Source organism: Thermomonospora sp. CIF 1 (assembly GCF_001896795.1).
Classification (GTDB): domain Bacteria; phylum Actinomycetota; class Actinomycetes; order Streptosporangiales; family Streptosporangiaceae; genus Thermomonospora; species Thermomonospora curvata.
Genome location: NZ_MOYN02000023.1, coordinates 252,126 through 273,821, shown reverse-complemented (window position 1 = coordinate 273,821; position 21,696 = coordinate 252,126). Strand labels below are relative to the sequence as shown.

The 21,696-nt window shown below is 69.4% G+C and carries 20 protein-coding genes, 1 tRNA gene and 1 pseudogene; 19 read left to right on the top strand and 3 right to left on the bottom strand.

Translation table 11 applies throughout. The annotated features are described in order from the left end of the window. Positions 1 to 1,084: 1,084 nt before the first annotated feature. Complete coding sequence (locus BUE48_RS19660) at positions 1,085 to 1,783, bottom strand: histidine phosphatase family protein (RefSeq protein WP_012854262.1); 699 nt, start codon at positions 1,781 to 1,783, stop codon at positions 1,085 to 1,087. A gap of 1,013 nt (positions 1,784 to 2,796) precedes the next feature. Here BUE48_RS19660 and BUE48_RS19655 point away from each other — a divergent pair. The 3 genes and pseudogenes from BUE48_RS19655 (at position 2,797) to BUE48_RS19650 (ending at position 4,993) form a co-directional block, all read left to right on the top strand. After that, the gene (locus BUE48_RS19655) at positions 2,797 to 3,054 is read left to right on the top strand and encodes a PepSY domain-containing protein (protein WP_169313045.1); all 258 of its coding nucleotides are present in this window, start codon (positions 2,797 to 2,799) and stop codon (positions 3,052 to 3,054) included. Between the two features lie 25 nt (positions 3,055 to 3,079). Next, positions 3,080 to 3,346 (top strand): annotated as a pseudogene (locus BUE48_RS24530) (hypothetical protein); the annotation flags it as partial. Positions 3,347 to 4,429: 1,083 nt separating this feature from the next. Further along, positions 4,430 to 4,993, top strand: coding sequence for an NUDIX hydrolase (locus tag BUE48_RS19650; protein WP_286990701.1), 564 nt, complete (start codon positions 4,430 to 4,432; stop codon positions 4,991 to 4,993). Here the strand turns inward: BUE48_RS19650 and BUE48_RS19645 are convergent. Then, the gene (locus tag BUE48_RS19645) at positions 4,974 to 6,209 is read right to left on the bottom strand and encodes a helix-turn-helix domain-containing protein (RefSeq protein WP_286990700.1); all 1,236 of its coding nucleotides are present in this window, start codon (positions 6,207 to 6,209) and stop codon (positions 4,974 to 4,976) included. The genes BUE48_RS19650 and BUE48_RS19645 overlap by 20 nt on opposite strands. A 409-nt stretch (positions 6,210 to 6,618) precedes the next feature. Between BUE48_RS19645 and BUE48_RS19640 the strand changes: the two genes are divergently transcribed. The 10 genes from BUE48_RS19640 to BUE48_RS19595 all read left to right on the top strand — a co-directional run bounded on the left by BUE48_RS19640 (position 6,619) and on the right by BUE48_RS19595 (position 14,504). Continuing rightward, entirely contained in the window at positions 6,619 to 7,002 is a 384-nt protein-coding gene (locus tag BUE48_RS19640) for an NADPH-dependent FMN reductase family protein (protein WP_286990699.1), read from the top strand. Positions 7,003 to 7,335: 333 nt separating this feature from the next. Beyond that, positions 7,336 to 7,662 carry a DNA-directed RNA polymerase subunit alpha C-terminal domain-containing protein gene (locus BUE48_RS19635; protein WP_353745305.1) on the top strand — a complete coding sequence of 109 codons (327 nt, stop codon included), beginning with the start codon at positions 7,336 to 7,338 and terminating at the stop codon, positions 7,660 to 7,662. A gap of 183 nt (positions 7,663 to 7,845) precedes the next feature. Beyond that, complete coding sequence (locus tag BUE48_RS19630) at positions 7,846 to 8,571, top strand: GntR family transcriptional regulator (protein ID WP_286990698.1); 726 nt, start codon at positions 7,846 to 7,848, stop codon at positions 8,569 to 8,571. 130 nt (positions 8,572 to 8,701) lie between these two features. Next, on the top strand, positions 8,702 to 9,133 hold the full coding sequence (locus BUE48_RS19625) for a plasmid replication, integration and excision activator (protein ID WP_286990697.1): 432 nt from the start codon (positions 8,702 to 8,704) through the stop codon (positions 9,131 to 9,133). After that, positions 9,133 to 9,423 (top strand): hypothetical protein, encoded by a 291-nt coding sequence (locus BUE48_RS19620; protein ID WP_286990696.1) that lies wholly within the window; start codon positions 9,133 to 9,135, stop codon positions 9,421 to 9,423. The genes BUE48_RS19625 and BUE48_RS19620 overlap by 1 nt, the downstream gene beginning before the upstream one ends. Next, positions 9,420 to 9,731: a hypothetical protein gene (locus tag BUE48_RS19615; protein ID WP_286990695.1), complete on the top strand. Its 312-nt coding sequence runs from the start codon at positions 9,420 to 9,422 to the stop codon at positions 9,729 to 9,731. Before BUE48_RS19620 ends, BUE48_RS19615 begins: the two co-directional genes overlap by 4 nt. Positions 9,732 to 9,815: 84 nt before the next feature. After that, positions 9,816 to 11,276: an FtsK/SpoIIIE domain-containing protein gene (locus tag BUE48_RS19610; protein WP_286990694.1), complete on the top strand. Its 1,461-nt coding sequence runs from the start codon at positions 9,816 to 9,818 to the stop codon at positions 11,274 to 11,276. Further along, positions 11,273 to 12,943 carry a replication initiator gene (locus BUE48_RS19605; RefSeq protein ID WP_286990693.1) on the top strand — a complete coding sequence of 557 codons (1,671 nt, stop codon included), beginning with the start codon at positions 11,273 to 11,275 and terminating at the stop codon, positions 12,941 to 12,943. The genes BUE48_RS19610 and BUE48_RS19605 overlap by 4 nt, the downstream gene beginning before the upstream one ends. After that, the gene (locus BUE48_RS19600; protein ID WP_141972487.1) at positions 12,940 to 13,134 is read left to right on the top strand and encodes a helix-turn-helix transcriptional regulator; all 195 of its coding nucleotides are present in this window, start codon (positions 12,940 to 12,942) and stop codon (positions 13,132 to 13,134) included. The genes BUE48_RS19605 and BUE48_RS19600 overlap by 4 nt, the downstream gene beginning before the upstream one ends. Beyond that, positions 13,131 to 14,504, top strand: coding sequence for a tyrosine-type recombinase/integrase (locus BUE48_RS19595; RefSeq protein ID WP_286990692.1), 1,374 nt, complete (start codon positions 13,131 to 13,133; stop codon positions 14,502 to 14,504). Before BUE48_RS19600 ends, BUE48_RS19595 begins: the two co-directional genes overlap by 4 nt. Before the next feature lie 211 nt (positions 14,505 to 14,715). On the opposite strand, the gene BUE48_RS19590 is transcribed toward BUE48_RS19595, so the two are convergent. Beyond that, positions 14,716 to 14,787: transfer RNA gene (locus BUE48_RS19590), tRNA-Arg, on the bottom strand. A gap of 171 nt (positions 14,788 to 14,958) precedes the next feature. On the opposite strand from BUE48_RS19590, the gene BUE48_RS19585 reads away from it, so the two are divergent. The 6 genes from BUE48_RS19585 to thrB all read left to right on the top strand — a co-directional run bounded on the left by BUE48_RS19585 (position 14,959) and on the right by thrB (position 21,473). Next, on the top strand, positions 14,959 to 15,330 hold the full coding sequence (locus BUE48_RS19585) for a response regulator transcription factor (RefSeq protein ID WP_041442390.1): 372 nt from the start codon (positions 14,959 to 14,961) through the stop codon (positions 15,328 to 15,330). Positions 15,331 to 15,351: 21 nt separating this feature from the next. After that, the gene (locus BUE48_RS19580) at positions 15,352 to 16,107 is read left to right on the top strand and encodes a DALR anticodon-binding domain-containing protein (RefSeq protein WP_148233063.1); all 756 of its coding nucleotides are present in this window, start codon (positions 15,352 to 15,354) and stop codon (positions 16,105 to 16,107) included. A 28-nt stretch (positions 16,108 to 16,135) separates the two neighbouring features. Next, positions 16,136 to 17,521, top strand: a complete 1,386-nt coding sequence (gene lysA / locus BUE48_RS19575; RefSeq protein ID WP_012854253.1) for a diaminopimelate decarboxylase — start codon at positions 16,136 to 16,138, stop codon at positions 17,519 to 17,521. Positions 17,522 to 17,525: 4 nt separating this feature from the next. Then, a complete protein-coding gene (locus tag BUE48_RS19570; RefSeq protein ID WP_012854252.1) occupies positions 17,526 to 18,839 on the top strand; it encodes a homoserine dehydrogenase in 1,314 nt (437 codons plus the stop codon). A gap of 395 nt (positions 18,840 to 19,234) precedes the next feature. Next, positions 19,235 to 20,293, top strand: a complete 1,059-nt coding sequence (thrC, locus tag BUE48_RS19565) for a threonine synthase (RefSeq protein ID WP_012854251.1) — start codon at positions 19,235 to 19,237, stop codon at positions 20,291 to 20,293. A gap of 229 nt (positions 20,294 to 20,522) precedes the next feature. Further along, complete coding sequence (thrB, locus tag BUE48_RS19560; protein WP_012854249.1) at positions 20,523 to 21,473, top strand: homoserine kinase; 951 nt, start codon at positions 20,523 to 20,525, stop codon at positions 21,471 to 21,473. Positions 21,474 to 21,696 lie beyond the last annotated feature (223 nt).

Here is a 21,696-nt window from a genome sequence, read left to right as displayed (position 1 = left end):
GCCGGTGATGGCGCGACGCTCGGGCTCTCGTCTTCGGGAGGCCAAGGGCCGGCAAAAGGACGCTGAACCTTTTCAGCGCGTTGTTCCCGCAGGTCACACGCGGCCCTGAGGTAGCCGGCGCGATGCGGTGACCTGGGGCGGCGCAGGATCGCGCATCACCGAGGGTTGACCTTTCCAAAATCCTGGAGCCGGGCGTGGAAAGGTTCGCCAGATCTTTTCCGTACCCGGCTTACGGGCCGGTGCCGCTCACCGAACCTTTTCAACACACCGTCTCCGCAGGTTGAGACGGGAACGTCGCGGTGACCTGGAAGGCCGCGGTACCGGACACCAGCGGGGCTCCTGTCCCGGCGTCTTGGGTCGCGTGTTGAAAAGGGTTCACCGGGGCCGCCTGACCTGTATGGGGAAGCGGCCCGTTGCGTTGCCGAGCGAGTGGAACAGGGCCGGTGAAAGCCCTTTTGGGCTTTGCGGCATCGCCCAAGGGCGGCGAGGACGGAGTATGAGCGTGCAGAGGTCTCAAGATGCGACGCCGTCCTCGGCTATGAGGGCGATATGCGCAAAAGGTCGGCCTGTAGCGTGATCATGGCGTTTTATGCATGATCTTCGGGTGCTCGGCCTTCCAGTCATCGTGCCGGTTGTGACCAGGGCGCTCGTCGCAGGCGCTGCGGGCGTCTTTCGGCTGCTGGGAGCCGTCCGCCCGGGCGGACGGCGACGTGCGCGACGGCCGCGGTGACATTTTCGGGCGCCCTGACGCTGACTCAGGTGTGTGCCGGCGGGGCGCTCACAACAGCTGCGCAGCAGCCATTGCGAGGAGGGGAGTGGCGCCCCGCCGGCACCTGCGGCCGGCGACGTGCTCATCACAGGCCGCGTTGCCAAGTTACTACCGACGGGTCGAGGTCGGGGACTGGACCGGCACTTTTCTCCACCGGCCATGCCCATTGAGCGTTGCAATAAGCTGCGCATATCGGCAGAGTTTGCCCATTTCACCTGGAGGCTGCCGCCTCCCAGAGCGTGGCCGGCACGCGGGCAGGGCCTTCCGCAGCGGGAAAAGCCTCAGTGCCGAAGCGTTTCCCGGGCGGACCGGACTTCAGGTCAAGGCCGCCGCAGCCGCGTCGAACACCCCATCGAGGTGGGCGGTGTCGTTATAGCTGCGGATGATCCACCGCTCGCCGGTCACGACCAGGTGCGAGATGGAGGCGTTGTCGGCTCCCAGGAAGGCGAACGGCCGGGACCGGGCCGCCAGCGCGAGGGCCTGGGCGATGAAGGCGCCGTGCGTGAACACCGCCAGCCGCCGCCCGGGATGCCGCGCCGCCAGTCTCCCGAGCACCGCGCGAACCCGGCCGGCGAACGCCTCGGCGTCCTCGGCGCCCGGGATGACGTCCCAGCGTTCCTCGGCGAACAGCCGCTGGGCCAGCGGGTCGTTCTCGGCCACCTTCACCCGGAACAGCCCGCCCTCCCAGCTGCCCAGGTGCACCTCTCGCAGGTCCGGCTCCACCTGCGGCGTCAACCCCAGGCTCCGGGCCAGCGGCTCGGCGGTCTGCCGGGTCCGGCGCAGCGAACTGACGTAGATCTCATCGATGCGCACCGCGCTCAGCCGCCGGCACACCCGCGCGGCCTGCTCGTGCCCCTCCGGCGCCAGTTCCGGATCACCCTGCCCGTTCACCAGCGGAAACGGCTCACCCGGCCGGAAGGCCCGAGACGCGCCGTGCCGGACGAGCAGCAGCTCGGTGGCCCCGGGCGGCGGGGCGAACCGCTCCTGACGGTAGGTGCGTTCGGCGGATTTCACGGGTGGCAGCTTAACCAGCCGGTTCCGGGAGATCGCGGGCGCTTCGGGACGTCTCGGGGATGCCCCCGTACAGATGGGGCTGCCGCTTGCGGAGACATGGCGACGTCGGCGGCCTCGGCTCTCCACGGCCGAAGAGACGCACGCTCGGCCTCCCATGGATACGGGCCGGTCCCTTGTCGGCAGGGGAAAGAGAGAACCAGAAGGGCATGAGCAGCCTCTGGCGGGAAGCTGAGCACCGTTCCGGCATGTCCTCTCGGGTCGCCATGGCGTCCCTGACTGCGGGACACTCGTCCCGACCTGCGAAAACGATGTGTTGAAAGGGCTGCTCAAGCGCTATTGGCGGTGATTTTTGATAAACCACCTCGAGGTGGCGTTCTCCTTGTTTGTCCTGGTCTTCGGTAAGGTTTCGCCCTGCAAGGGACGGTTGCCGGGGAACGTTGCACCGGCTCTGCGCTGTGCACCGACATAACGTGAATCCGCCATGAAGGAGAGATGTGATCATCCACGGCTCTGCGGACGCCGGAACGATGGACATGCGATATGACCGTTCCGAAGTCTTAGTGAGATATCCTGAATGTCACAGGGAATTGTGGATATCTATCGTTCCTGTGTCGGTGGGGCGTAGGAAGTCGACCGGCGACGCCTTTGATATGTCGCCGGGTAGAGACTCGCCGTGTGCCGCCGCAAGAAGACGACGACCATGCGTCTTCGCCGCAGAGAACCGGCAGGCCCACGTACGAGCAGGCGGGACGGCCAGGACGTGAACGCGCCCGCCGAAACCCGGACGTCCGACGGGCACCCCGTCGGTGACTGCTCAACTTCCCTGAGCAGAGCCGCGACGGGGCACCGCCCCCCAGCCGGATAAGGACCTGCGCCCGCAAACCCGGCCCTGTTCCTTGAAACGGCAGGCGGAATCCCCATGCCCCCGCATCAGACCAGCTGTCCTTGGCGGAGGCCACAGCGCCGGGCCGACCCCCGGAACCGGACGCTCCAGGCGTGGATTGTGGCTGTCGTTGACCCGCCTGCACTTTTACGCCGGAGTGTTCGTAGCTCCATTCGTGATCGTGGCGGCTTTGACCGGGCTGCTTTATGCCCGCACATCGCAACTCGACCGGCTTCTTTGCGGCGACGAACTGCGCGTCCAGCAGGTGACCGGGGCACCGCGTCCATTGACCGGCCAAGTCCGCGCCGCCATGGCGGCCCGCCCGGAGAGAAAGGCCGCCAAGACCCTTCTGCCTCCCTCCGAAGAAGAGACCCCCGAGTCGAGATGACCGCCCCCGGCCTGGCGAGGAGGAACAGCGCACGGTCCTCGTCAACCCCTGCACCGCTGAGGCGACCGGCACGCTGATCACCGTCTCCGGCGCCGCTCCGCTCACCGCCTGGCTGAGCGAACTGCACCGCAGCCTCCACTTGGGCGGCGTCTGCGTCCTGCTCACTCAGAGCCGGCGGCCGGTCGTCCTCGCCGGCGTGGCCACGTGGATCGGCCGCCCCCGCCACCGCGGCGGCGCCCCACACCGTGGCGCGACCGGTCCGCCCGCGGGCATCCGCCGAGCCGCACCGTGAACCAGTCACCGTTCGATCCGCGGCCGGCTGCTCTGGACGACCGCGTAACCCCCATCGCCTCCGAACCGCGGCGAGCGCCGAGCCGCTCCGGCTCGGACAGAGCTTGCTGCGCAGCCCCACGCCAACCCAACGGCACCTTTGACGGCAGAACGCCCGAATCGATCAGCACGTCACCGCCGACCACGAGGGGCGCTGCGCCCAGCCCGATCAAGCAGGGCAACCACAAGGCGACGGTTCGGGCCGGAAGCGACCACAGCGGCGGCCCCTGGTAACAGGCCGAGCGATCCTACGAACCCTCCGGGGAACGCACCGCTTGAGCCGGCACGGACATGACATGCCGCACTGAAAGCAATCACCGCAACCGGAACCCCCGGTTGCGGTGATCTCCAAGGGTGCCCCCTGCAGGATTCGAACCTGCGCACACGGCTCCGGAGGGCGTTGACGACCTTGCATCCGATCACCCGCTGACCTCGCCAAACGGCGTCGTCCAGCGTCCATGGCTCATGATCAATCCCGCGCATATCCCGCATCTTGGTCAGTGGAGCCGCTGCATACATCAGCCTCCGCCGTGACCCCGTGCCTGGCCGCAGTCGCGTGGTGTGCGGTCCCCGCGACGCGCTGAGGCGTGCGGCGTAGCCGCTGTTCTTCCCCACCTTCCTCCCCCCGACCCCGACGAGACCTGTACTTAGCGGCGGACGGGTTCCGTCAAGGGTGGCCGTAGGCCATCACGAAGTGACGCGAAGCGCCCTTGACGGGTTCTGGCCGTCGCCATCCTCGATGGCTCGGGGTCGGGGGGAGCCATGCAGCTTCCACATCAAGCGGAACCTGCCTTAGCCGGCGGCGGCGCGGACCCCGTGACGAGCCGCACCCGGGCGACGGGCGGCGGTGGTGTGGCGCGCGGCCCCTTCGCCCCGCCGCCCGGAGACCGGCGCCCACGCCGCACGCTCCGGGCGGCGTGGGCGCGGGGCCGGTGCGGCGGCGCGAGCGCCGCCGCCCTTGATCCCTAAAAGCTGAATTCGGCAGGATCCTGCCTGCGCACACCTGCCTACCTACGTGATCCCGTGACCGGCTAACGTTGCTCGCGTGACGGAGCATGATGAGACCTCGACGCGTTGGATTAGACACGGCGAAAGGACCATCTACGACAACCGATGGATCCGGCTAACGCTCGTTGACGTCGAACTCCCAGACGGTCAGCGGTTCGAACACCATGTGGCGCATCTGCTTCCTGCGGCTATGACTGTCATCCTGGATGATGAGAACCGCCTTCTGATGATGTGGCGACACCGGTTCGTAACGGACCGCTGGGGTTGGGAGCTCCCCGGCGGCCTGGTCGATCCGGGTGAGGATCCGGCTGTGACAGCGGCTCGTGAGATTGAAGAGGAAACCGGCCTACGACCGAGGTCGCTCGAACATCTCGTCAGCTTTCAGCCGATGGTCGGTATGGTCGATTCCGAGCATCACGTGTTTCTCGCTCGGGGCGCTGACCGCGTCGGTGAGCCGACCGAGGTAACCGAGGCTCAGCGGTTGGAGTGGGTTCCGCTGGCAAGGATCCCGGAGCTGATCGCTCGCGGGGAGATTTGGAACTCGGGAACCCTCGTCGCTGTGCTTCATGTGCTTGCGGGTCTCAAAGGCCGGCCAGTGTGACCCGCGCGGCAAGTTGATCGATTCGACGCTGCTGGCGTACCGATCCTGTGCGTTTCGCAAGCTGCGCGGCAGCGTCGATCTCCGCTCGCGCCTCGGCGATCTCGCCTTGAGCGAACAGGGCACTTGCCAGGTCGCACCGTAGACCTGCCTCTGCTCGGGCGTACGCACCTGGTCTCATGGCGGAAAGTGCGCTCTTGAGATCACCGATGGTTTCGGAGTCGCCAAAGTGGACCAGACAATTTCCGCGCCATCGGGCTAGGTGTGTTGCGTTGAGTGCAACGTATGGCAATTCGGCGTCGCCGTCCCCGTCGGGCAGTAGGCGCATCGCCTCATCGATAGAGTTCCGGCAGGACTTTTCGTCTCTGTGGTCGGGGAGCGTGGAACCCGCCACTATCTCAGCCTCGGCCATCTTGAGCCATGCACTTAGGCGGGCGGGAATTAGTTTTCCGTAATTCGTGTAGGCGTCCGAGACGAGTTCGCGAGCGTCGGCCTGCTGGTCGATGTCGAACAAGACGTAAGCCTGCTCTCCCTGCGCAAATGCTAGAAGAGCGTAGTCTTCGGCTTCACGAGCGGCAAGTTTGGCTCGTTCGAAATGATCCCATGCGGCGGTGAGGTTGCCTGCGTCGATGGCTTGCCATCCTGCCAAAGCGGAAGAGTCGGCGAGTATGTAGGCAAGGCTTCGGCGCACCTTGCCCGGCAAGCTATGGCGCAATGCCGTTTCCACTTGCCTGATATGGGCGCGCATCCTTTCGGCGGCGGCAACATTGCCAAGACGGCGATCAAGGACCCGGATGTTTTCGGTTTCGTTTCGGAGAACGGTAACCACTTCCGCATCGACCGCCTTGGCGGTACGCAGTCGCTCTATCAGCGTGGCATGGTCCTCGGCAGCCGGGCTGTCCTCTGGGATGTCGGGCGTCTGATGGCGTGGCGCAAGGCCGAGGTTGATACGGGCATGGTCCGGCATGTCGAGACCATCGGCGATGCGCGCGATGACCTCGAAGGCTGTCACCTGGCTTCCGCCGGGCTTCATGATCTGGCTGACCTTGCCTTGGGCCATGCCACACATGGTCGCGATCTTGGTCTGACTTGCTCCCGCGTACTGGCGGAGCAGGCGGAACAGGTGGCCGATATCGCGGGCTTTCAGGGCCTCGATCATCTCGGGCCGTCGCCACAGCGACTCAGGGATGGTGATCGGGTCTGATGCCCGTTCCGGCATCTCCGGTCCCCTTTGTGTTCGTGCGGTGCCGTCACCGCTGAGCCTATATCCCGCAGAGGGATACCGCCGGGGAATGGGAGGGGCATACCTGGTAGCGAGATTTTGGACGGCATGAAGCAGCAGACGGCGAAGAACCCTTGTGGCGCCTGTGGTGGGCGCGGGTGGAAGTGGGTCTCTGCCCGGCGGTACCTGCTGTTCAGGCCGTCGGATGCGGGGCTGTGGCCGGATCGCCGGCGGGTCCGCTGCGAGCGCTGTGTGTCCACCGATCGGGCCGAGGTGGCGTGACGAGCTGCGGGGCCGGTGGCGTGGTGCGAGCGGCCAGTACGCGGCTTAACCCCCTGGGCCGCGTGGGGGTGGTGGTCGTGTTCCCGCGTCGCCGGTCCCGCTTCCAATTTAGGGAGGCGGAGCGATGAACGATGCGGTGCAGCCTCGGCCGGTGGCCGAACTGGTTACGGCGCTGGTCTCGGCGCTTGAGGCGCGGGGCCTGGTGGGCGCGGTGTACCGGGGCGGTGTGGTGCGCGTGCTGAACCCGGCCGGTGAACCTGACGGCGGGGATCCCTGCGGGCTCATGAGTCCGGGCCTGCGTCAGGAGGTGCGGTGCCTCCGCAACCCTGATGACGGGGCGTTGTGGTGGTACTGGGCGTGGGCGGGGCCGACGCGGCAGTCTCCTCCGGACCTGGAGCCGTTGTGTCCGGCGGCCGATGTCGAGACGGCGGCCGATCGGATTGCGAAGGTGCTGGCGGTGTCGTCCGGGGATGCGGCGGGGCCGGGCGGGCTGCGTGATGCGCGGTGAGCGGGCGGGGCGGTTGGTAGCGCCCTGTGCCGGGTTGGACGGGCGGCGGGCGGCCGCGCAGATCGAGCAGGAGTTTCCGGAGGTCAAGGCGTGGTTCGGAATGGCGACGCGCACATGGTGGGCGATGGTCCCGATAGGGGCCGGGTGGCGGCTGGTGGAAGCGCTGAGTCCGGCGGAGTTGCGGGAAGCGATCAGGAAGCGGGCGATCTGGCCGTGGCCTCAGAACGCGGGGCTGTTGCGGTCGCCGTCAACGGCGCGGGGCATTCGCCGGGTCACGTCGGGGTGACGTTGGCGTGTCCGGTGTCGTGCCTCGGGCTGCGCACGGTTGGTGATTTGGTGCGGCTGCTGGAGGAGGCCGGACGCGTGGCCGGCCTGCCTGACGACGAGCGCCCTGCCGGGCTGGACGGTCATCGGCACCCGCGCGGCGTGGTGTCCCTGGACTGTCCGCTGGCGTGCTTGTACCTGCCGGTACGTACGGTGAACCGGCTGCGTTCACCTGAAGCGGACTGTCGGACGGTCCGTGATCTGCTGCGGTTGATGCACAGTGACAGACTGCGGGACGTTCGCGGAATCGGCGTCCGCACGCGGGAGGAGATCAGGCGGGCGCTCCTGCGTGCGCGCATCGACCCGGACCATTGGCAGGAAACCGACAGAACCTAGGGCCGTCTGGAATGTGCGGCTTTGGGGAACCCCCGGAGAGAAGCGGTCCCGGTGACTCGGGCGGGGCTTTCCGGGGGTTCCTCGTTTTGGTCCTGGTGGTGGGCGTCCGGGAGGAGTGACAGCCTGCCGGACCGGCGGCTAACCTCTTGGCTACTTGTGTCGTCAAGCTGTTGGCAGGCCGCGATGTCGGATGATCACACTCCTAAGTATCTGCGGGTTCTGGAGGTTCTCCAGAAGCGCATTCAGGACGGCACCTATCCGGTTGGTGAGCGCCTGCCCTCTGAGGCTGCGTTGGTCCGAGAGTTCTCGGTGGCGCGTTCTACGGTGGTGCGGGCGCTCAACGATCTTGAGTTGCTCGGCTGGATCGAACGCGAGCACGGACGCGGCTCGTTTGTGAAGTCGCCTCCCTCGGCGGAGTCGGACGATCGTCCCCGGCTGGGCCTGGCCGTGCTGGACCGTCAGGAGAGCGCGGATTCGGTCCGGCTGGTGGAGGCGGGGCGGCGGTCTGCGCCTACGTGGGTGGCGGCTCGGCTGGGTCTGGCCGAGAACGCGCCGGTCGTGCTGCGGCGCTACGTCGGCGTTCACGAGGGGGTCACCAGTGACCTTGTGTCGCTGTGGGCTCCTCTGGACATCGCGAGCAAGGGCACCCTCGGGCAACCGGCCCCGTTGACGGTGCCGGTTCGGCGGCTGCTGACCATGGCGGCGGCGGGTCGCCTGGTCCGCGTCACGGAGACGATCAGCGCGCGTCGCCCGTCAGACGACGAGGTGAAGCTACTGGAGTTGGCACCGGGTGAGCCGGTGTTGTCGGTGGTGGGGTCGGTGCTGGATTCGACTGGGCGGACGGTCCTGGTTGCGGAGGTGGTGCTGCCGGGGACGCTGCATGAGCTGACCGACAGCTACCCGATTTGATGTGACCTAGATCACTCGAAGTTGCGCGCTTGACCCTCTTGCGGTCCGGACTTGATCACGTATCTTCGAGTCAAGGCAACTTGATGGTACGAGTCGCTGAGAAGAGGACCGACAACGGAGGTGATCGCGTATGGCGATTCAGGGTCGGATCCCCGTGAGCTTCGGGGACGTGTTCCCGCACGGGGTGTACGCGACGGGTCCGGCGGAACCGCTGGAGAACTTCGAGACCAAGCGTCAGGAGATCGACAAGGACACGGGCCTTCCCGTCTGGGTGGTGGACGTCTACGACGCGGACCCGGCGGCGGGTCACAAGGCGTCGGCGATCCGGGTGAAGATCCCGGCGCAGGTGTGCCCGGTGCTGCCGGAACCGTCGTTCGGGCCGTTCCGGGCCATCGAGTTCGACGGGCTGACCGTGACGCCGTGGGTGGAGGTCACGGGCCGCATGCCCAACGGCGAACCGCGTACCCGCGTGGCGTACTCGTTCCGCGCGACCGGTGTCCGGGCGGCCGGTACCGGCGCGGGCAAGGGCCGTCCGGCTGCGGCGGGCAAGGACGCTGCCTGATGGCGGGGCGCAACAGCGGGCGCGTGTCGGCGCTGTCGCTGCCGATCGACGCGCGGGCCACGAGTGAGTTCCGGGCGTTCCGGGCGCGTACGCCGCTGTTCACCGTGGCGGCCGGTCGGGTCCTGGTCACGCTGACGCTGCCGGAGCGGCTGTCGGCCGGTGACGTGGAGTTCGCGCGGCGGCTGGCCGATCAAGCGGCGGCGTACGCGGCCGAGGTCGAACGGCTGTACCGGTCGGGTTCCCGGTCCGTGCGGTCGTCGGGCCGGTCGGGGAAGGGGCGTGCGGCATGAGCGATGCCTACAGCTACACCACGATCGTGGTCAGGCCGGGGCGCGCGCCGCGCATCACGGTGAGCCTGCAGCCGGACGGCGGGATGGACGTGTTCTGTGCGGCGGGGCGCCAGCGGGCGCAGATCTCGATCTCACACGCCGACGCCGACGTCACGGTCACCCCGACGAACGCAACAGCACCCACGGCCGAGGACGTGCGGGCCGCACGCAAGCTCGCCGAGTCGTTCGCGGTCTACGCGGCCGAGGTGGAGCGGTTGCACAAGGCGGCGCGGCTGGCCGAGGTCGGCGAGTCGGAGTCGGCGGCCTGACCTGTAGGGCGGGGCGGCTGGAGCTGGCACCTCCGGCCGCCCCCGTTCTCTCCCTGACCTGCATCAGAGAAGAGGTGATCCATCATGGCATGGGAGTTCCGCAAGCTCGGACCCGGTGAGAACATCGCGGTGGAGGCGGCGGATGATCCGTTCGCGCCGCCCAAGTGGGCGCCTCCGGTGTGGCACATGCCCGAAGGCCTGGTCCTGCTCGTCAACGCGCTGCGGGGCCTGCTGGCCCTGGTGGTCTTCTGCGTGCGCAACATCATCCCGGTGTCGCTGGCCGGGGGGCTGGCCTGGCTCGGCCACTCCTACGGCTGGCCGGTCCCGGTAGGCCTGGTAATCCTGGCCGGGGCGGGCCTGGGCGCCTGGTACGTGGCCGATCGGGCGTCGTTCCTGCGGTGGGTGGGCTGGCCGGTGCGGTCCCGGTGGCGCCTGGTGCGCGTCTACCGGCGCGACTGGCAGCCGGTCATGGTGACGGCGGGCCTGTCGCGCACCCACAAGCGGCGCGAGTACCTGCCCGCGATCGTCAAGGTCCGCTGCGGGCCGACGACTGACCGCGTGCTGGTGCGGATGCTCAAGGGGCAGGCTCCGGACGCCTGGGAGGCGGTGGCGGCGAACCTGGCGCACGGGTTCGGCGCGAGTCTGTGCCGGGTCCGCAGCGGTGACCGTCCGGGCCGCGTGTGGCTGGAGTTCGTCCGCAAAGACGCGCTAGCCACCCCCGTTCCTGCGCTGCCGCTGGTGGACGCGGCCGAGGTCGACCTGTCCGGGGTGCCGGTCGGGCGGTGTGAGGACGGGAGCCCGTGGCGGCTTCGGCTGCTCGGCACGCACGTTCTGATCGCCGGGGCGACCGGGGCCGGCAAGGGGTCGGTGCTGTGGTCGGTGGTGCGGGCGGTGCTGCCGCTGATGCCGGCCGGGCTGGTCGAAGTGTGGGCGATCGACCCCAAGCGCATGGAACTGAGCTTCGGGCGGGCGCTGTTCGAACGCTACGGCCGGTACTCCTCCGACCCGGACGGCGGCATGGTCGCGCTGCTGGAGGACGCGGCGGCCGACATGAACGCCCGCGCCGAACGGTTCGCCGGGGTCACGCGGTCGTTCGCTCCCTCGCATGAGCACCCGTTCCGCATCATCATCGTGGACGAACTGGCGTTCCTGACGGCCTACTGCCCGTCCAAGGACTTGCGGCGGCGGGCCGAGTCGGCGCTTGCCATCCTCACCTCACAAGGCCGGTCGGTCGGGTACTGCGTGATCGGGGCGCAGCAGGACGCCCGCAAAGAGGTCAACAACCTGCGCAACCTGTTCCCCACCCGGATCGCGCTGCGCCTGGACGAGGACGAGCAGGTTGACATGGTGCTCGGCGACGGGTCCCGAGACCGCGGCGCGTTCGCCGACCAGATCTCGCCGGTCCCCGAGATCGGCGCGGGTGTCGGGTTCGTCCGCTTGGAGACCTCCCCTGACCCGGTGCGGGTGCGCGCGGCCTACGTCTCCGATGACGACATCCGGCACATGGTGGCCCTGGGCGTCGGCGAGTCCGGGGAGGCTGCATGAGCCCAACCCCTGCCAGTGCCTCCAGCCTCGACGGGGCGAACGGTGCGCCGGTCAAGACGCTGCCTCCGCTCGCGCGGCACGTGCTGGAACGGGTCGCCGTCGAACATGGGGTATGCGTGCGGCCGGTGCCCATGCGGCGCGTCGACCTGCACACGGGCGAGTCACAGGTCGTGTATGTGCCGTGCGGGCACACCCTGGCCTCGGTCTGCCCGTCGTGCGCTGAACGCAAGCGCAAGCTACGCGCCGTCCAGTGCGCCCAGGGCTGGCACCTGGACCAGGAACCGGTCATCACCCGGGCCGACCCGAACGAGGAGCAACGCAGCCTGCTGGAACTGCGCACGTTCGCTCAGGCCAAGCGCGATGAAGCCGACCAGGCCGGGACGGCGCACGGTGAACCGGTGGATTTCTGGGACGGGCTCCTGCGGGAACTGGACGTCGAGATCGAACGCTCCGGCGTCCGGGGTTCGCTCAAGACCGGTGACCGGCCCAAGCGGCGGGTGCGCTCCACTCGGCGGCGTCAGGACGTGGCCGACCTGCCTCGTCGGCCTGTCGACGCGCGCACCGTGGGCAAGGTGTTCCGAGGTCGGGACGGTAAGACCTTCCGGCCGTCCATCTTCCTGACGCTCACCCTGGACTCCTACGGCAAGGTCAACGCCGACGGGACCCCGGTCGACCCGATCACGTACGACTACACGCGGGCGGCGCGCGATGCGCTGCACTTCTCCAAGCTCATCGACCGGTTCGTGCAAAACCTGCGCCGGTTCGTCGGCTTCGATGTGCAGTACTTCGCCACCGTCGAACCGCAACGGCGCCTGGCGCCTCACCTGCACATGGCGATCCGGGGGACGATCTCCCGCGCGGAACTGCGGCAGGTCGTGGCCGCGACCTACCACCAGGTGTGGTGGCCGCGCACCGATCGCGTCGTCTACGAGGGGGAGCATCTGCCGGTCTGGGACGACGCGGCGGGCGAGAACGGCGGCTACGTCGACCCTCGCACGGGCGAAGTGCTGCCCACCTGGGACGACGCGCTTGACGCCCTCGACCAGGACGACGACGCGAAACCCCTGCATGTCGTCCGGTTCGGGCGGCAGATCGACGCGCAAGGCGTGCTGGCCGACACCCCCGACGCGCGGCGATGCATCGGCTACCTGACCAAGTACCTGGTCAAGAACGTGGCCGAATGCCACGCCCCCGAGACCCAAGCGCAGCGTGAGCACGTCGACCGGTTGGCCGAAGCGCTGCGCTACGAACCCTGCTCGCCCACCTGCGCGAACTGGCTGCGCTACGGCGTCCAGCCCAAGAATCCGCGGCGCGGCCTGACCCCTGGGTTCTGCAAGGGCAAGGCGCACCGACGCGAACACCTTGGCTACGGCGGCCGCCGCGTGCTGGTCTCGCGCAAGTGGTCCGGCAAGACCCTGGCCGACCACAAAGCCGACCGCAAAGCCTGGGTGCTGGCGCGCCTGGCGGAAGCCGGGATACCCGTCGCCGATCCGGCCGACCCGTCCGCCGTCTGCGTGTGGGAACGCGCCGGGCCCGGTGACCCGGACGTCAAGCCACCCGAACACCGGCTACTGCTGCTGATCAACGAACGCATCCAACGGCGTCGGCAACTCGACCAGGCCACCAACAACACCCCCGAACTTTCGGCAACTGCGGAGGCAGCGTGAGCGGCAGGCGGGACGAACTCCTCACCGTTGATCAAGTCCTCGAAGAACTGGGCGGTGTCTCGCGCCGGACCTTCTACCGGTGGCGTGAGGTCGGCAAGGCGCCTGCGGGGATCAAGCTGCCCAACGGCGAGATCCGAATCTGGCGCAGTGAGCTTGTGAGCTGGCTGGACACCCTCCGGGAGGCGGCATGAGCATGTCGCGTGACGTCCGGTTCTGGGAGATCCGGCCGAACAAGTCGAGCAAGCGCAAGAAGACCTACGAAGTGCGCTGGAAGGTCGGCGGCCGAGAGAGATCGCGCACCTTCGAGACGAAGGCGCTCGCCAAGAACTTCCTTCTGGACCTCCAGATGGCGGCCAAGCGGGGCGAGGAATTCGAGATCAAGTCGGGGCTTCCCGAATCGATGATCCAGGCCAAAGAGGCGGTGTCCTGGCTCGGCTTCGTCCAGGCGTACATCGCGTCTCGCTGGCCTCATGCGGCGGCCAAAACCCGTGACAGCATGACCGATGCTCTTGCCACCGTGACCCCTGTCCTGGTCACGGATGCGGCCGGTATGCCGGAGGCGGAGACCGTTCGGACTGCGCTACGGCAGTACGCGCTGCTGCCTGCTGACCGGCGGCCGGCGGACCCCTCGCCGGAGATCGTGGAGGCCGTCCGCTGGCTCGAAAAGGTCTCGCTGCCCCTGGCTGCGCTGGCACAGACGGCAACGGTGCATGCGGCGCTGGATGCCCTGGCGCTCAAGATGGACGGAAACCCGGCCGCTGCGGAGACCTACCGGCGTAAGCGGGCGGTGTTCTACAACGTCCTCCAGTACGCGGCCGAACTGGAGGAACTTCCGGCGAATCCGCTGGACCGGATCAAGAGTCAGTGGCGGCGGCCGAAAGTGGTCGAGACGGTGGATCGCCGGGTCGTCGTCAACCCTCGGCAGGCCAAAGAACTGCTGACGGCGGTGTCGTACGTCGGTCGTCGTCGGGGGCGTCCGATGGTCGCGCTGTTCGCCTGCATGTATTACGCGGGGCTGCGGCCCGGGGAGGCGGTGGCGCTGCGCAAGCAAGATTGCCATCTTCCGGCAACTGGCTGGGGGACGCTCACTCTGGAGACTTCCCGGCCGCAGACCGGTAAGCGGTGGACTGACAGTGGCGAAGCTCACGACAAGCGGGGCCTCAAGCAACGGGCCGACAAGGAGACGCGAGAGGTTCCGATCCCTCCGGAGTTGGTGCGCATCCTGCTCGACCACATCGCAGAGTTCGGGGTGGCCGAGGACGGGCGCCTGTTCCGCAGTCAGCGGGGCAACGTGGTGTCCTCGTCCAGCTACTACCGGGTGTGGCGGGAGGCTCGTCTGCTGGCGCTCACGCCTGAGCAGGTGGCCTCGCCGCTGGCGGGTAAGCCGTATGACCTGCGGCACGCTGCGCTGTCGCTGTGGCTGAACGCGGGCGTCCATGCCCCCGAGGTCGCTCAACGCGCCGGTCACACGGTGGACGTGCTCCTCCAGCGCTACGCCAAGTGCCTGGACGGGGATCGCGAGATCGCCAACGGCAGGATCTCCAGGGCGCTCGGCTCATGATCCGACGACGTACGCTGACAGGGCTCCGGTCATCCCGGGGCCCTTTCGGCTTCCTGGGGTCGACCTGGGGAAACGCGGCCGGTTCCATCCCGCGAATATCCCGCGACCAGCGACAAACGATCGCTGTCGCTGGCAGCTGGCTGCATACGCACGAAACCCCGGGGACCGGTGTCGTGCCTGGTCAACCGGGGTTTTGGCTGGTCGCCTTGGGTGCCCCCTGCAGGATTCGAACCTGCGCACACGGCTCCGGAGGCCGTTGCTCTATCCCCTGAGCTAAGGGGGCGGCATCCGCACCACTTGGTGGCTGCGGGAAAAGGCTACCAGGGATCGGGGGGTGGAGTGCACCTGGTTAAGGACGGCCTGGGCGATCTTGCTGCGGGAGCGGGGGCGGTGGGCTAACCTCGCGGCCGTGAGCGAGGCGGAGGAGCCTGCCGGTGAGCGGTCGCTGGGCCGCGTGCTGGTGGTGGACGACGATGAGGTGATCCGGCAGCTCATCGCGGTGAACCTGCAGCTTGAGGGGTTCGAGGTGGCCACCGCGGTGGACGGGCGGGACTGCCTGGACAAGGTGGCCGAGGTGGCCCCCGATGTGATCACGCTGGATGTGATGATGCCGCGGCTGGACGGGTGGGTGACCGCGGTCAAGCTGCGGGAGAATCCGGCGACCCGGGACATCCGGGTGGTGCTGATCACGGCGCGGGCGCAGGACTACGACATCCGCCGGGGCCGGGAGATCGGGGTGGACGCCTACATCACCAAGCCGTTCGACCCCGACGACCTGATCCGGACGGTGCGGGAGCTGGTGGGCGCCGGGGATATGTCCGCATAGTGGTCCGATAGTCTCACCTAGGTGACTCCAGCCGAGGTGCGCGATGCCGTCATGGCCGCGGTGCGCGATGCCGTGGACGCCGGTGAGCTCACCGCGGACGTGCCCGTCGAGGTGCCGCTGAGCAGCGCCGCGGCGGGGGAGTACCGCACGCCGGTGGCGTTGCGCCTGGCGGCGGCGCAGCGGCGGCCGGGGACCGAGGTGGCCCGGGTGATCGCCGGGCGTCTGGCCGGGCGGCCGGGGCTGGGGGCGGTCCGGGTGAGCGGGCCGGGGTTCTTGACCATCGCCGTCCGCCGGCCGGGGGAGCTGGCGGCGGGAATCGTCGCGGCCGGGTCCTCCTACGGACGGGTCGAGGGCGTGACCTTGGCGGGGGGCTGGCCCGACCGGCCCCGCACCTTCGACAACCCCGGCTTCATGGTGCGGTACGCCTACGCCAGGGCGGCGGCGATCGGGCGGCGCGCGGCGGACCTGGGAATCGCCATGGGCGATCCGGGGTTGCTCAAAGAGCCGGAGGAAGGCACCTTGCTGGCCTTGCTGGCCGAGCAGCCCGGCAGAGCCGAGCAGGCGGCGCGCGAACGGGACGCGAGCCCGCTCCAGCACCATCTGGAGCGCCTCGCCGATGCCTACCACCGGGTCTACGAGCGGTGCCCGGCGTTGCCGTCCGGCGCGGAGGAACCCGGGGCGGTGCACGCGGCGCGCCGCACGCTGGCGGAGGCGGTGCGCATCGCCCTCGGCAACGGCCTGAAGATGATCGGCGAAAGTCCTAGAGAGCGAATATGAGCATGCGACAGCCGCGCGGAGCGGGCGAATGAGCCGGGTGCACCCGGCGGGGCCGCGGCATGCGGACGTGCTGCCGGAAGAGCACCCGCTGCCGCCCCCGGCGGATTTGAACCACCTGGATCCGCGTATCTGGCCGAGGACGGCGCGCCGCGAGGACGGCGTGCTGACGATCGGCGGGGTGGACGTCCGCGACCTGGCGGCCCGGTTCGGCACCCCCCTGTACGTCTACGACGAAGAGGACGTGCGCCAGCGCGCCCGCGAGTACGCCACGGCCTTCCAGGACGGCAGCGTCCACTATGCGGGCAAGGCGTTCTTGTGCACCGCGCTGCTGCGGTGGCTGGACGAAGAGGGCCTGGGCCTGGACGTGTGCACCGGCGGGGAACTGGCGGTGGCGCTGGCCGCCGGCTTCCCCCCCGAGAAGATCACCATGCACGGCAGCAACAAGTCGCTCGCCGAGCTGGAGCGGGCGCTGGAGGCCGGGGTCGGCCGCGTGGTGATCGACTCCTTCGAGGAGATCGCCCGCCTGGGCTACCTGGCCCAGGAGAAGGGCGCGCGCCCCAAGGTCATGATCCGGGTGACCACCGGGGTGGAGGCGCACACCCACGAGTTCATCGCCACCGCCCACGACGACCAGAAGTTCGGGTTCTCCCGCACCACCGGCGCGGCCCTGGAGGCGGTGCGGCGGGTGCTGCAGCTGCCGCAGCTGGAGCTGGTGGGGCTGCACTCCCACATCGGCTCGCAGATCTTCGACACCGACGGGTTCGAGGTGGCTGCGCACCGGCTGGCCGAGCAGCTGGTGGCGATCCGCGACGAGCACGGCCTGGAGCTGCCCGAACTGGATCTGGGCGGCGGCTACGGCATCGCCTATGTGCCCGGTGACGAGCCGCACGACCCCAAGGCGATCGCCGACTCGCTGAAGGAGATCGTGGCCCGCGAGTGCCGGGCCTACGGGCTGGCGATGCCGCGCATCACCGTGGAACCGGGCCGGGCGATCGTCGGGCCGGGCGGGGTTACCCTGTACGAGGTCGGCACCGTCAAGGACGTCGAGGGCCTGCGCACGTACGTGTCGGTGGACGGCGGGATGAGCGACAACCTGCGCACCGCGCTGTACGGCGCCGAGTACACCTGTGTGCTGGCCAGCCGGTCCTCCCGGGCCGAGCCCATGCTCAGCCGGCTGGTGGGCAAGCACTGCGAAAGCGGCGACATCGTGGTGCGCGACCTGTGGCTGCCGCGCGATGTGACGGCCGGGGACGTCGTGGCGGTGGCGGCGACCGGCGCGTACTGTCGGTCGATGGCCAGTAACTACAACTTCGTCCCCCGCCCGGCCGTGGTGGCGGTACGGGACGGCAAGGCGCGGGTCCTGATCCGGCGGGAGACCGAAGAAGACCTGCTGCGGCTGGATGCGGAGGTATAGGACGGTGAAACCCCTGCGGGTGGCCTTGCTGGGCTGCGGAACCGTCGGTTCCGAGGTGGTCAGGCTGCTGCACGAGCAGGCCGCCGATCTGACGGCGCGCATCGGCGCTCCGCTGGAGCTGGCCGGCGTGGCGGTGCGGCGGCTGGACCGCACGCGCGAGCACGTGGCGCCCGAGCTGCTGACCACCGACGCCATGGGCCTGGTCACCCGAGAGGACGTCGACATCGTGGTCGAGGTGATCGGCGGCATCGAGCCGGCCCGCTCGCTGCTGCTGGCGGCCATGAAGTCCGGCAAGTCGGTGGTCACCGCCAACAAGGCGCTGCTGGCCGAGGACGGGGAGACGATCTTCGGGGCGGCCCGCGAGTACGGCGCCGACCTGTACTACGAGGCCGCGGTGGCCGGGGCGATCCCGCTGCTGCGCCCGCTGCGCGAGTCGCTGGTCGGCGACCACGTCAAACGGGTGATCGGGATCGTCAACGGCACCACCAACTACATCCTGGACCGGATGGACTCCTGCGGCGCCTCCTTCTCCGACGCCCTGGAGGAGGCCCAGGAGCTGGGGTACGCCGAGGCCGACCCGACCGCCGACGTGGAGGGCTTCGACGCCGCGGCCAAGGCGGCGATCCTGGCGCAGCTGGCCTTCCACACCCCGGTCAGCGCCGCCGACGTGCACCGGGAGGGCATCACCGAGGTCTCCGCCGCGGACGTGGCCGGGGCCAAGGCGATGGACAGCGTGGTCAAGCTGCTGGCGATCTGCGAGCGGGTGCCCGACCCGGAGGGCCGCAACAACGGCGGCCGGGGCGTGTCGGTGCGCGTCTACCCGGCGATGATCCCCCGTTCGCACCCGCTGGCCAGCGTCCGCGAGGCCTACAACGCGGTGTTCGTGGAGGCCGAGTCGGCCGGGTCGCTGATGTTCTACGGCGCCGGCGCCGGCGGCGCGCCCACCGCCTCGGCGGTGCTGGGCGACCTGGTGGCGGTGGCCCGCAACCGGGTCGGCGGGACGCGCGGCCCGGTGGAGGTCACCTACGCCGAGCTGCCCGTGCTGCCGATGGGCGAGACGATCACCCGCTACTACATCCAGCTGGACGTGGCCGACCGCTCCGGCGTGCTGGCCCAGATCGCCGAGCTGTTCGCCCGCCACGACGTGTCGATCCAGGCCGTCCGCCAGGAGGGCTACGGCGAGGACGCCCAGCTGGTGATCGTCACCCACCGGGCGCCGGACGCGGCGCTGGCCGCCACCGTGGAGGGGCTGCGCCGCCTGGACATCGTCCGGGAGGTCTCCAGCGTGATGCGGGTCGAGGCCGACGAGATCGCCTGACCGGGGCCGCCCGATCCGGCCGCAAGGCGGGGCGGGAGGGCGGTGCGGCGTGTGCGCATCGCCGCACCGGCCGCCCGGCCCGCCCCAACCGGCCCCGTTTGGCCTTAGACTGCGGCGCGATGCCGCAGGTCAACTCGCCGCGGCCGGACATCGCAGGACGACACCCACGTTGGAGATCTGTTGACCTCCTCCCCACGGGCCAATCCAGGGGATCCCGACTCGCCCGGACCGGATCTTCCCGCTTCACCGACGGTTCCCGGCACCGGTCCGGTGGCCGGGTCCTCACCGACGGGTGCGTCCGGGAACGCGCTGTCCGGCGCGGTGTTCCGCGCGGTATCGTGCAGCGTTTCCGCTCCCCGCCGGAAGGCGGGGTTCTCCACGCTTAAGGAGTTCCGATGAACAGGGCTTGGCGCGGCCTCATCGCCGAGTACCGCGACCGGCTCCCGGTGACCGAGGCCACTCCCGTCGTCACCCTGCTCGAAGGCGGCACGCCGCTGCTGCCGGCACAGCGGATCTCCCAGCTCACCGGCTGCGAGGTCTACCTGAAGGTGGAGGGCGCCAACCCCACCGGCTCGTTCAAGGACCGCGGCATGACCGTGGCGATCAGCAAGGCCGCCGAGGAGGGCGCCAAGGCGGTGATCTGCGCCTCCACCGGCAACACCTCCGCCTCGGCCGCCGCCTATGCGGTGCGGGCCGGCATGACGTGCGCGGTGCTGGTGCCCAAGGGCAAGATCGCCATGGGCAAGCTGGCGCAGGCGCTGGTGCACGGCGCCCGGCTGCTGCAGGTGGACGGCAACTTCGACGACTGCCTGGAGCTGGCCCGCAAGCTCGCCGTGGACTACCCGGTCGCCCTGGTCAACTCGGTCAACAAGTTCCGCCTGCAGGGCCAGAAGACCGCCGCGTTCGAGATCGTGGACGCTCTCGGCGACGCCCCCGACGTGCACTGCCTGCCCGTCGGCAACGCCGGGAACATCTCCGCCTACTGGATGGGCTACACCGAGTACGCCGCCGACAAGGTGGCCACCAAGACCCCGCGCATGCTGGGCTTCCAGGCCAGCGGGGCGGCCCCGTTCGTCAAGGGCGAGCCGGTGCGCAGCCCGCAGACGATCGCCACCGCCATCCGGATCGGCAACCCGGCCTCCTGGGATCTGGCGATCGCCGCGCGCGACGAGTCCGGCGGGGCCATCTCCGCGGTCACCGACCGGCAGATCCTGGCCGCCTACCGGCTGCTGGCCCGCGAGGAGGGCGTGTTCGTCGAGCCCGCCTCCGCCGCCAGCGTCGCCGGCGTGCTGCAGGCCCGGGAGCAGGGGCTGATCGAGGCGGGCGAGCGGGTGGTCTGCACGGTGACCGGCAACGGCCTGAAAGACCCCGACTGGGCGATCTCCGGGGCGCCCGCGCCCATCACCGTCAAGGTCGACGCCCACGCCGCGGCGTCCGCGCTGGGCCTCACGTGAGCGAGCCGGGGTCGCCCGCGGCCGTGCGGCGGGCGGACGACGCGGAGCGCCGTTCACCCCTGCCGCGGAAAGGCCGCGGGGCCGGGCGCACCGAGGGCATGCGAAGAACCGAAGTGAACGAGTTCGGATTGCCGGGCGCGGCGCGGGTGCAAAAGCGGGCGGGAACATGGAATGAACGCTCGTCCCTGATGCGGAAAAGCCGTGCCATAAGGGTGCCGGAGGTGCGCGCGTGGCTGGCGTGAATGCCGATCGGAGTCGGCAATGGATCCCGCGAGTTCGGGTCCGGGTACCGGCCACCAGCGCCAATCTGGGACCCGGGTTCGACTCGCTGGGGCTGGCGCTCGCCCTCTACGACGACGTCACGGTGGAGATCACCGAGGGCGGGCTGTCCATCGCGGTGGACGGCGAGGGCGCCGAGGTCGCCGACCGGGGCGAACGGCACCTGATCGTCAAGGTGCTGCGCCGGACGTTCGACCTGCTGGAGGAGCTGTCGGGGGCCGGGCTGGGCCAGCCTCCGGGGCTGCGGCTGAGCTGCGTGAACCGCATCCCGCACAGCCGCGGGCTGGGCTCGTCCTCGGCGGCCATCATCGCCGGGATCGTCGCGGCCCGGGCGCTGCACCCCTGCGGCCGGCTGCTGGACGACGCCGCGGCGCTGACGCTGGCCACCGAGATCGAAGGCCACCCCGACAACGTTGCGCCCTGCCTGTACGGAGGGCTTACCATCGCCTGGAGCGAGCCGGACGGGCCGCGGGCGCTGCGGCTGGACCTGGACCGGCAGGTCGTGGTGTTCGTCCCCGACCACACGCTTCCCACCGAACGGGCCCGCGGGCTGTTGCCGCAGACCGTGCCCCACGAGGACGCGGCCGTCAACGCCGGACGGGCGGCGCTGCTGATCGCGGCGCTGACCGGCGGGCTGGGCGAGGACGTGATGCTCGCGGCCACCGAGGACCGGTTGCACCAGGAATACCGGGCACCGGCCATGCCGGAATCGGCGGATCTGGTGGCCAGGTTGCGGGCGGCGGGAGTGCCGGCGGTGATCTCCGGGGCCGGACCCACTGTCCTGGCGTTCACAACCGCATCCCGGGTTGATTCGATCGGCCCGAAAGTGGGTAATGGGTGGCACAAACACTCGCTGAACGTCGACCCCCATGGCGCATACGTTCAGCCGCCTGGTCCGTGACACGCCAATGTCATCGAACGCTGGGGAATAGCAGTGTGCTCGTGTGGTGTTAGGCTGAATATCGCACCAGATGCCCCGCTCGGGGCCGGGTGCTCGTCAGCCACGCACCGTCAGGTCGGCCATGGTGGCTCACCTGCCCCGCACATGTGGCTCCCCGACACCGTGACTTCCCGTTGTCCGGCATCCCGGCGAAACCTCAGACGTTGCGGAACCGGGGATGGTG

What these genes read in the sequence shown, in the direction of transcription:
- BUE48_RS19645 (WP_286990700.1), bottom strand. Translation starts at nt 6,209, where the DNA reads ATGCCGGAACGGGCATCAGACCCGATCACCATCCCTGAGTCGCTGTGG.
- BUE48_RS19605 (WP_286990693.1), top strand. Translation starts at nt 11,273, where the DNA reads ATGAGCCCAACCCCTGCCAGTGCCTCCAGCCTCGACGGGGCGAACGGT.
- BUE48_RS19625 (WP_286990697.1), top strand. Translation starts at nt 8,702, where the DNA reads ATGGCGATTCAGGGTCGGATCCCCGTGAGCTTCGGGGACGTGTTCCCG.
- BUE48_RS19630 (WP_286990698.1), top strand. Translation starts at nt 7,846, where the DNA reads ATGTCGGATGATCACACTCCTAAGTATCTGCGGGTTCTGGAGGTTCTC.
- thrC (WP_012854251.1), top strand. Translation starts at nt 19,235, where the DNA reads ATGAACAGGGCTTGGCGCGGCCTCATCGCCGAGTACCGCGACCGGCTC.
- BUE48_RS19615 (WP_286990695.1), top strand. Translation starts at nt 9,420, where the DNA reads ATGAGCGATGCCTACAGCTACACCACGATCGTGGTCAGGCCGGGGCGC.
- BUE48_RS19640 (WP_286990699.1), top strand. Translation starts at nt 6,619, where the DNA reads ATGAACGATGCGGTGCAGCCTCGGCCGGTGGCCGAACTGGTTACGGCG.
- BUE48_RS19595 (WP_286990692.1), top strand. Translation starts at nt 13,131, where the DNA reads ATGAGCATGTCGCGTGACGTCCGGTTCTGGGAGATCCGGCCGAACAAG.
- BUE48_RS19620 (WP_286990696.1), top strand. Translation starts at nt 9,133, where the DNA reads ATGGCGGGGCGCAACAGCGGGCGCGTGTCGGCGCTGTCGCTGCCGATC.
- lysA (WP_012854253.1), top strand. Translation starts at nt 16,136, where the DNA reads ATGAGCCGGGTGCACCCGGCGGGGCCGCGGCATGCGGACGTGCTGCCG.
- BUE48_RS19610 (WP_286990694.1), top strand. Translation starts at nt 9,816, where the DNA reads ATGGCATGGGAGTTCCGCAAGCTCGGACCCGGTGAGAACATCGCGGTG.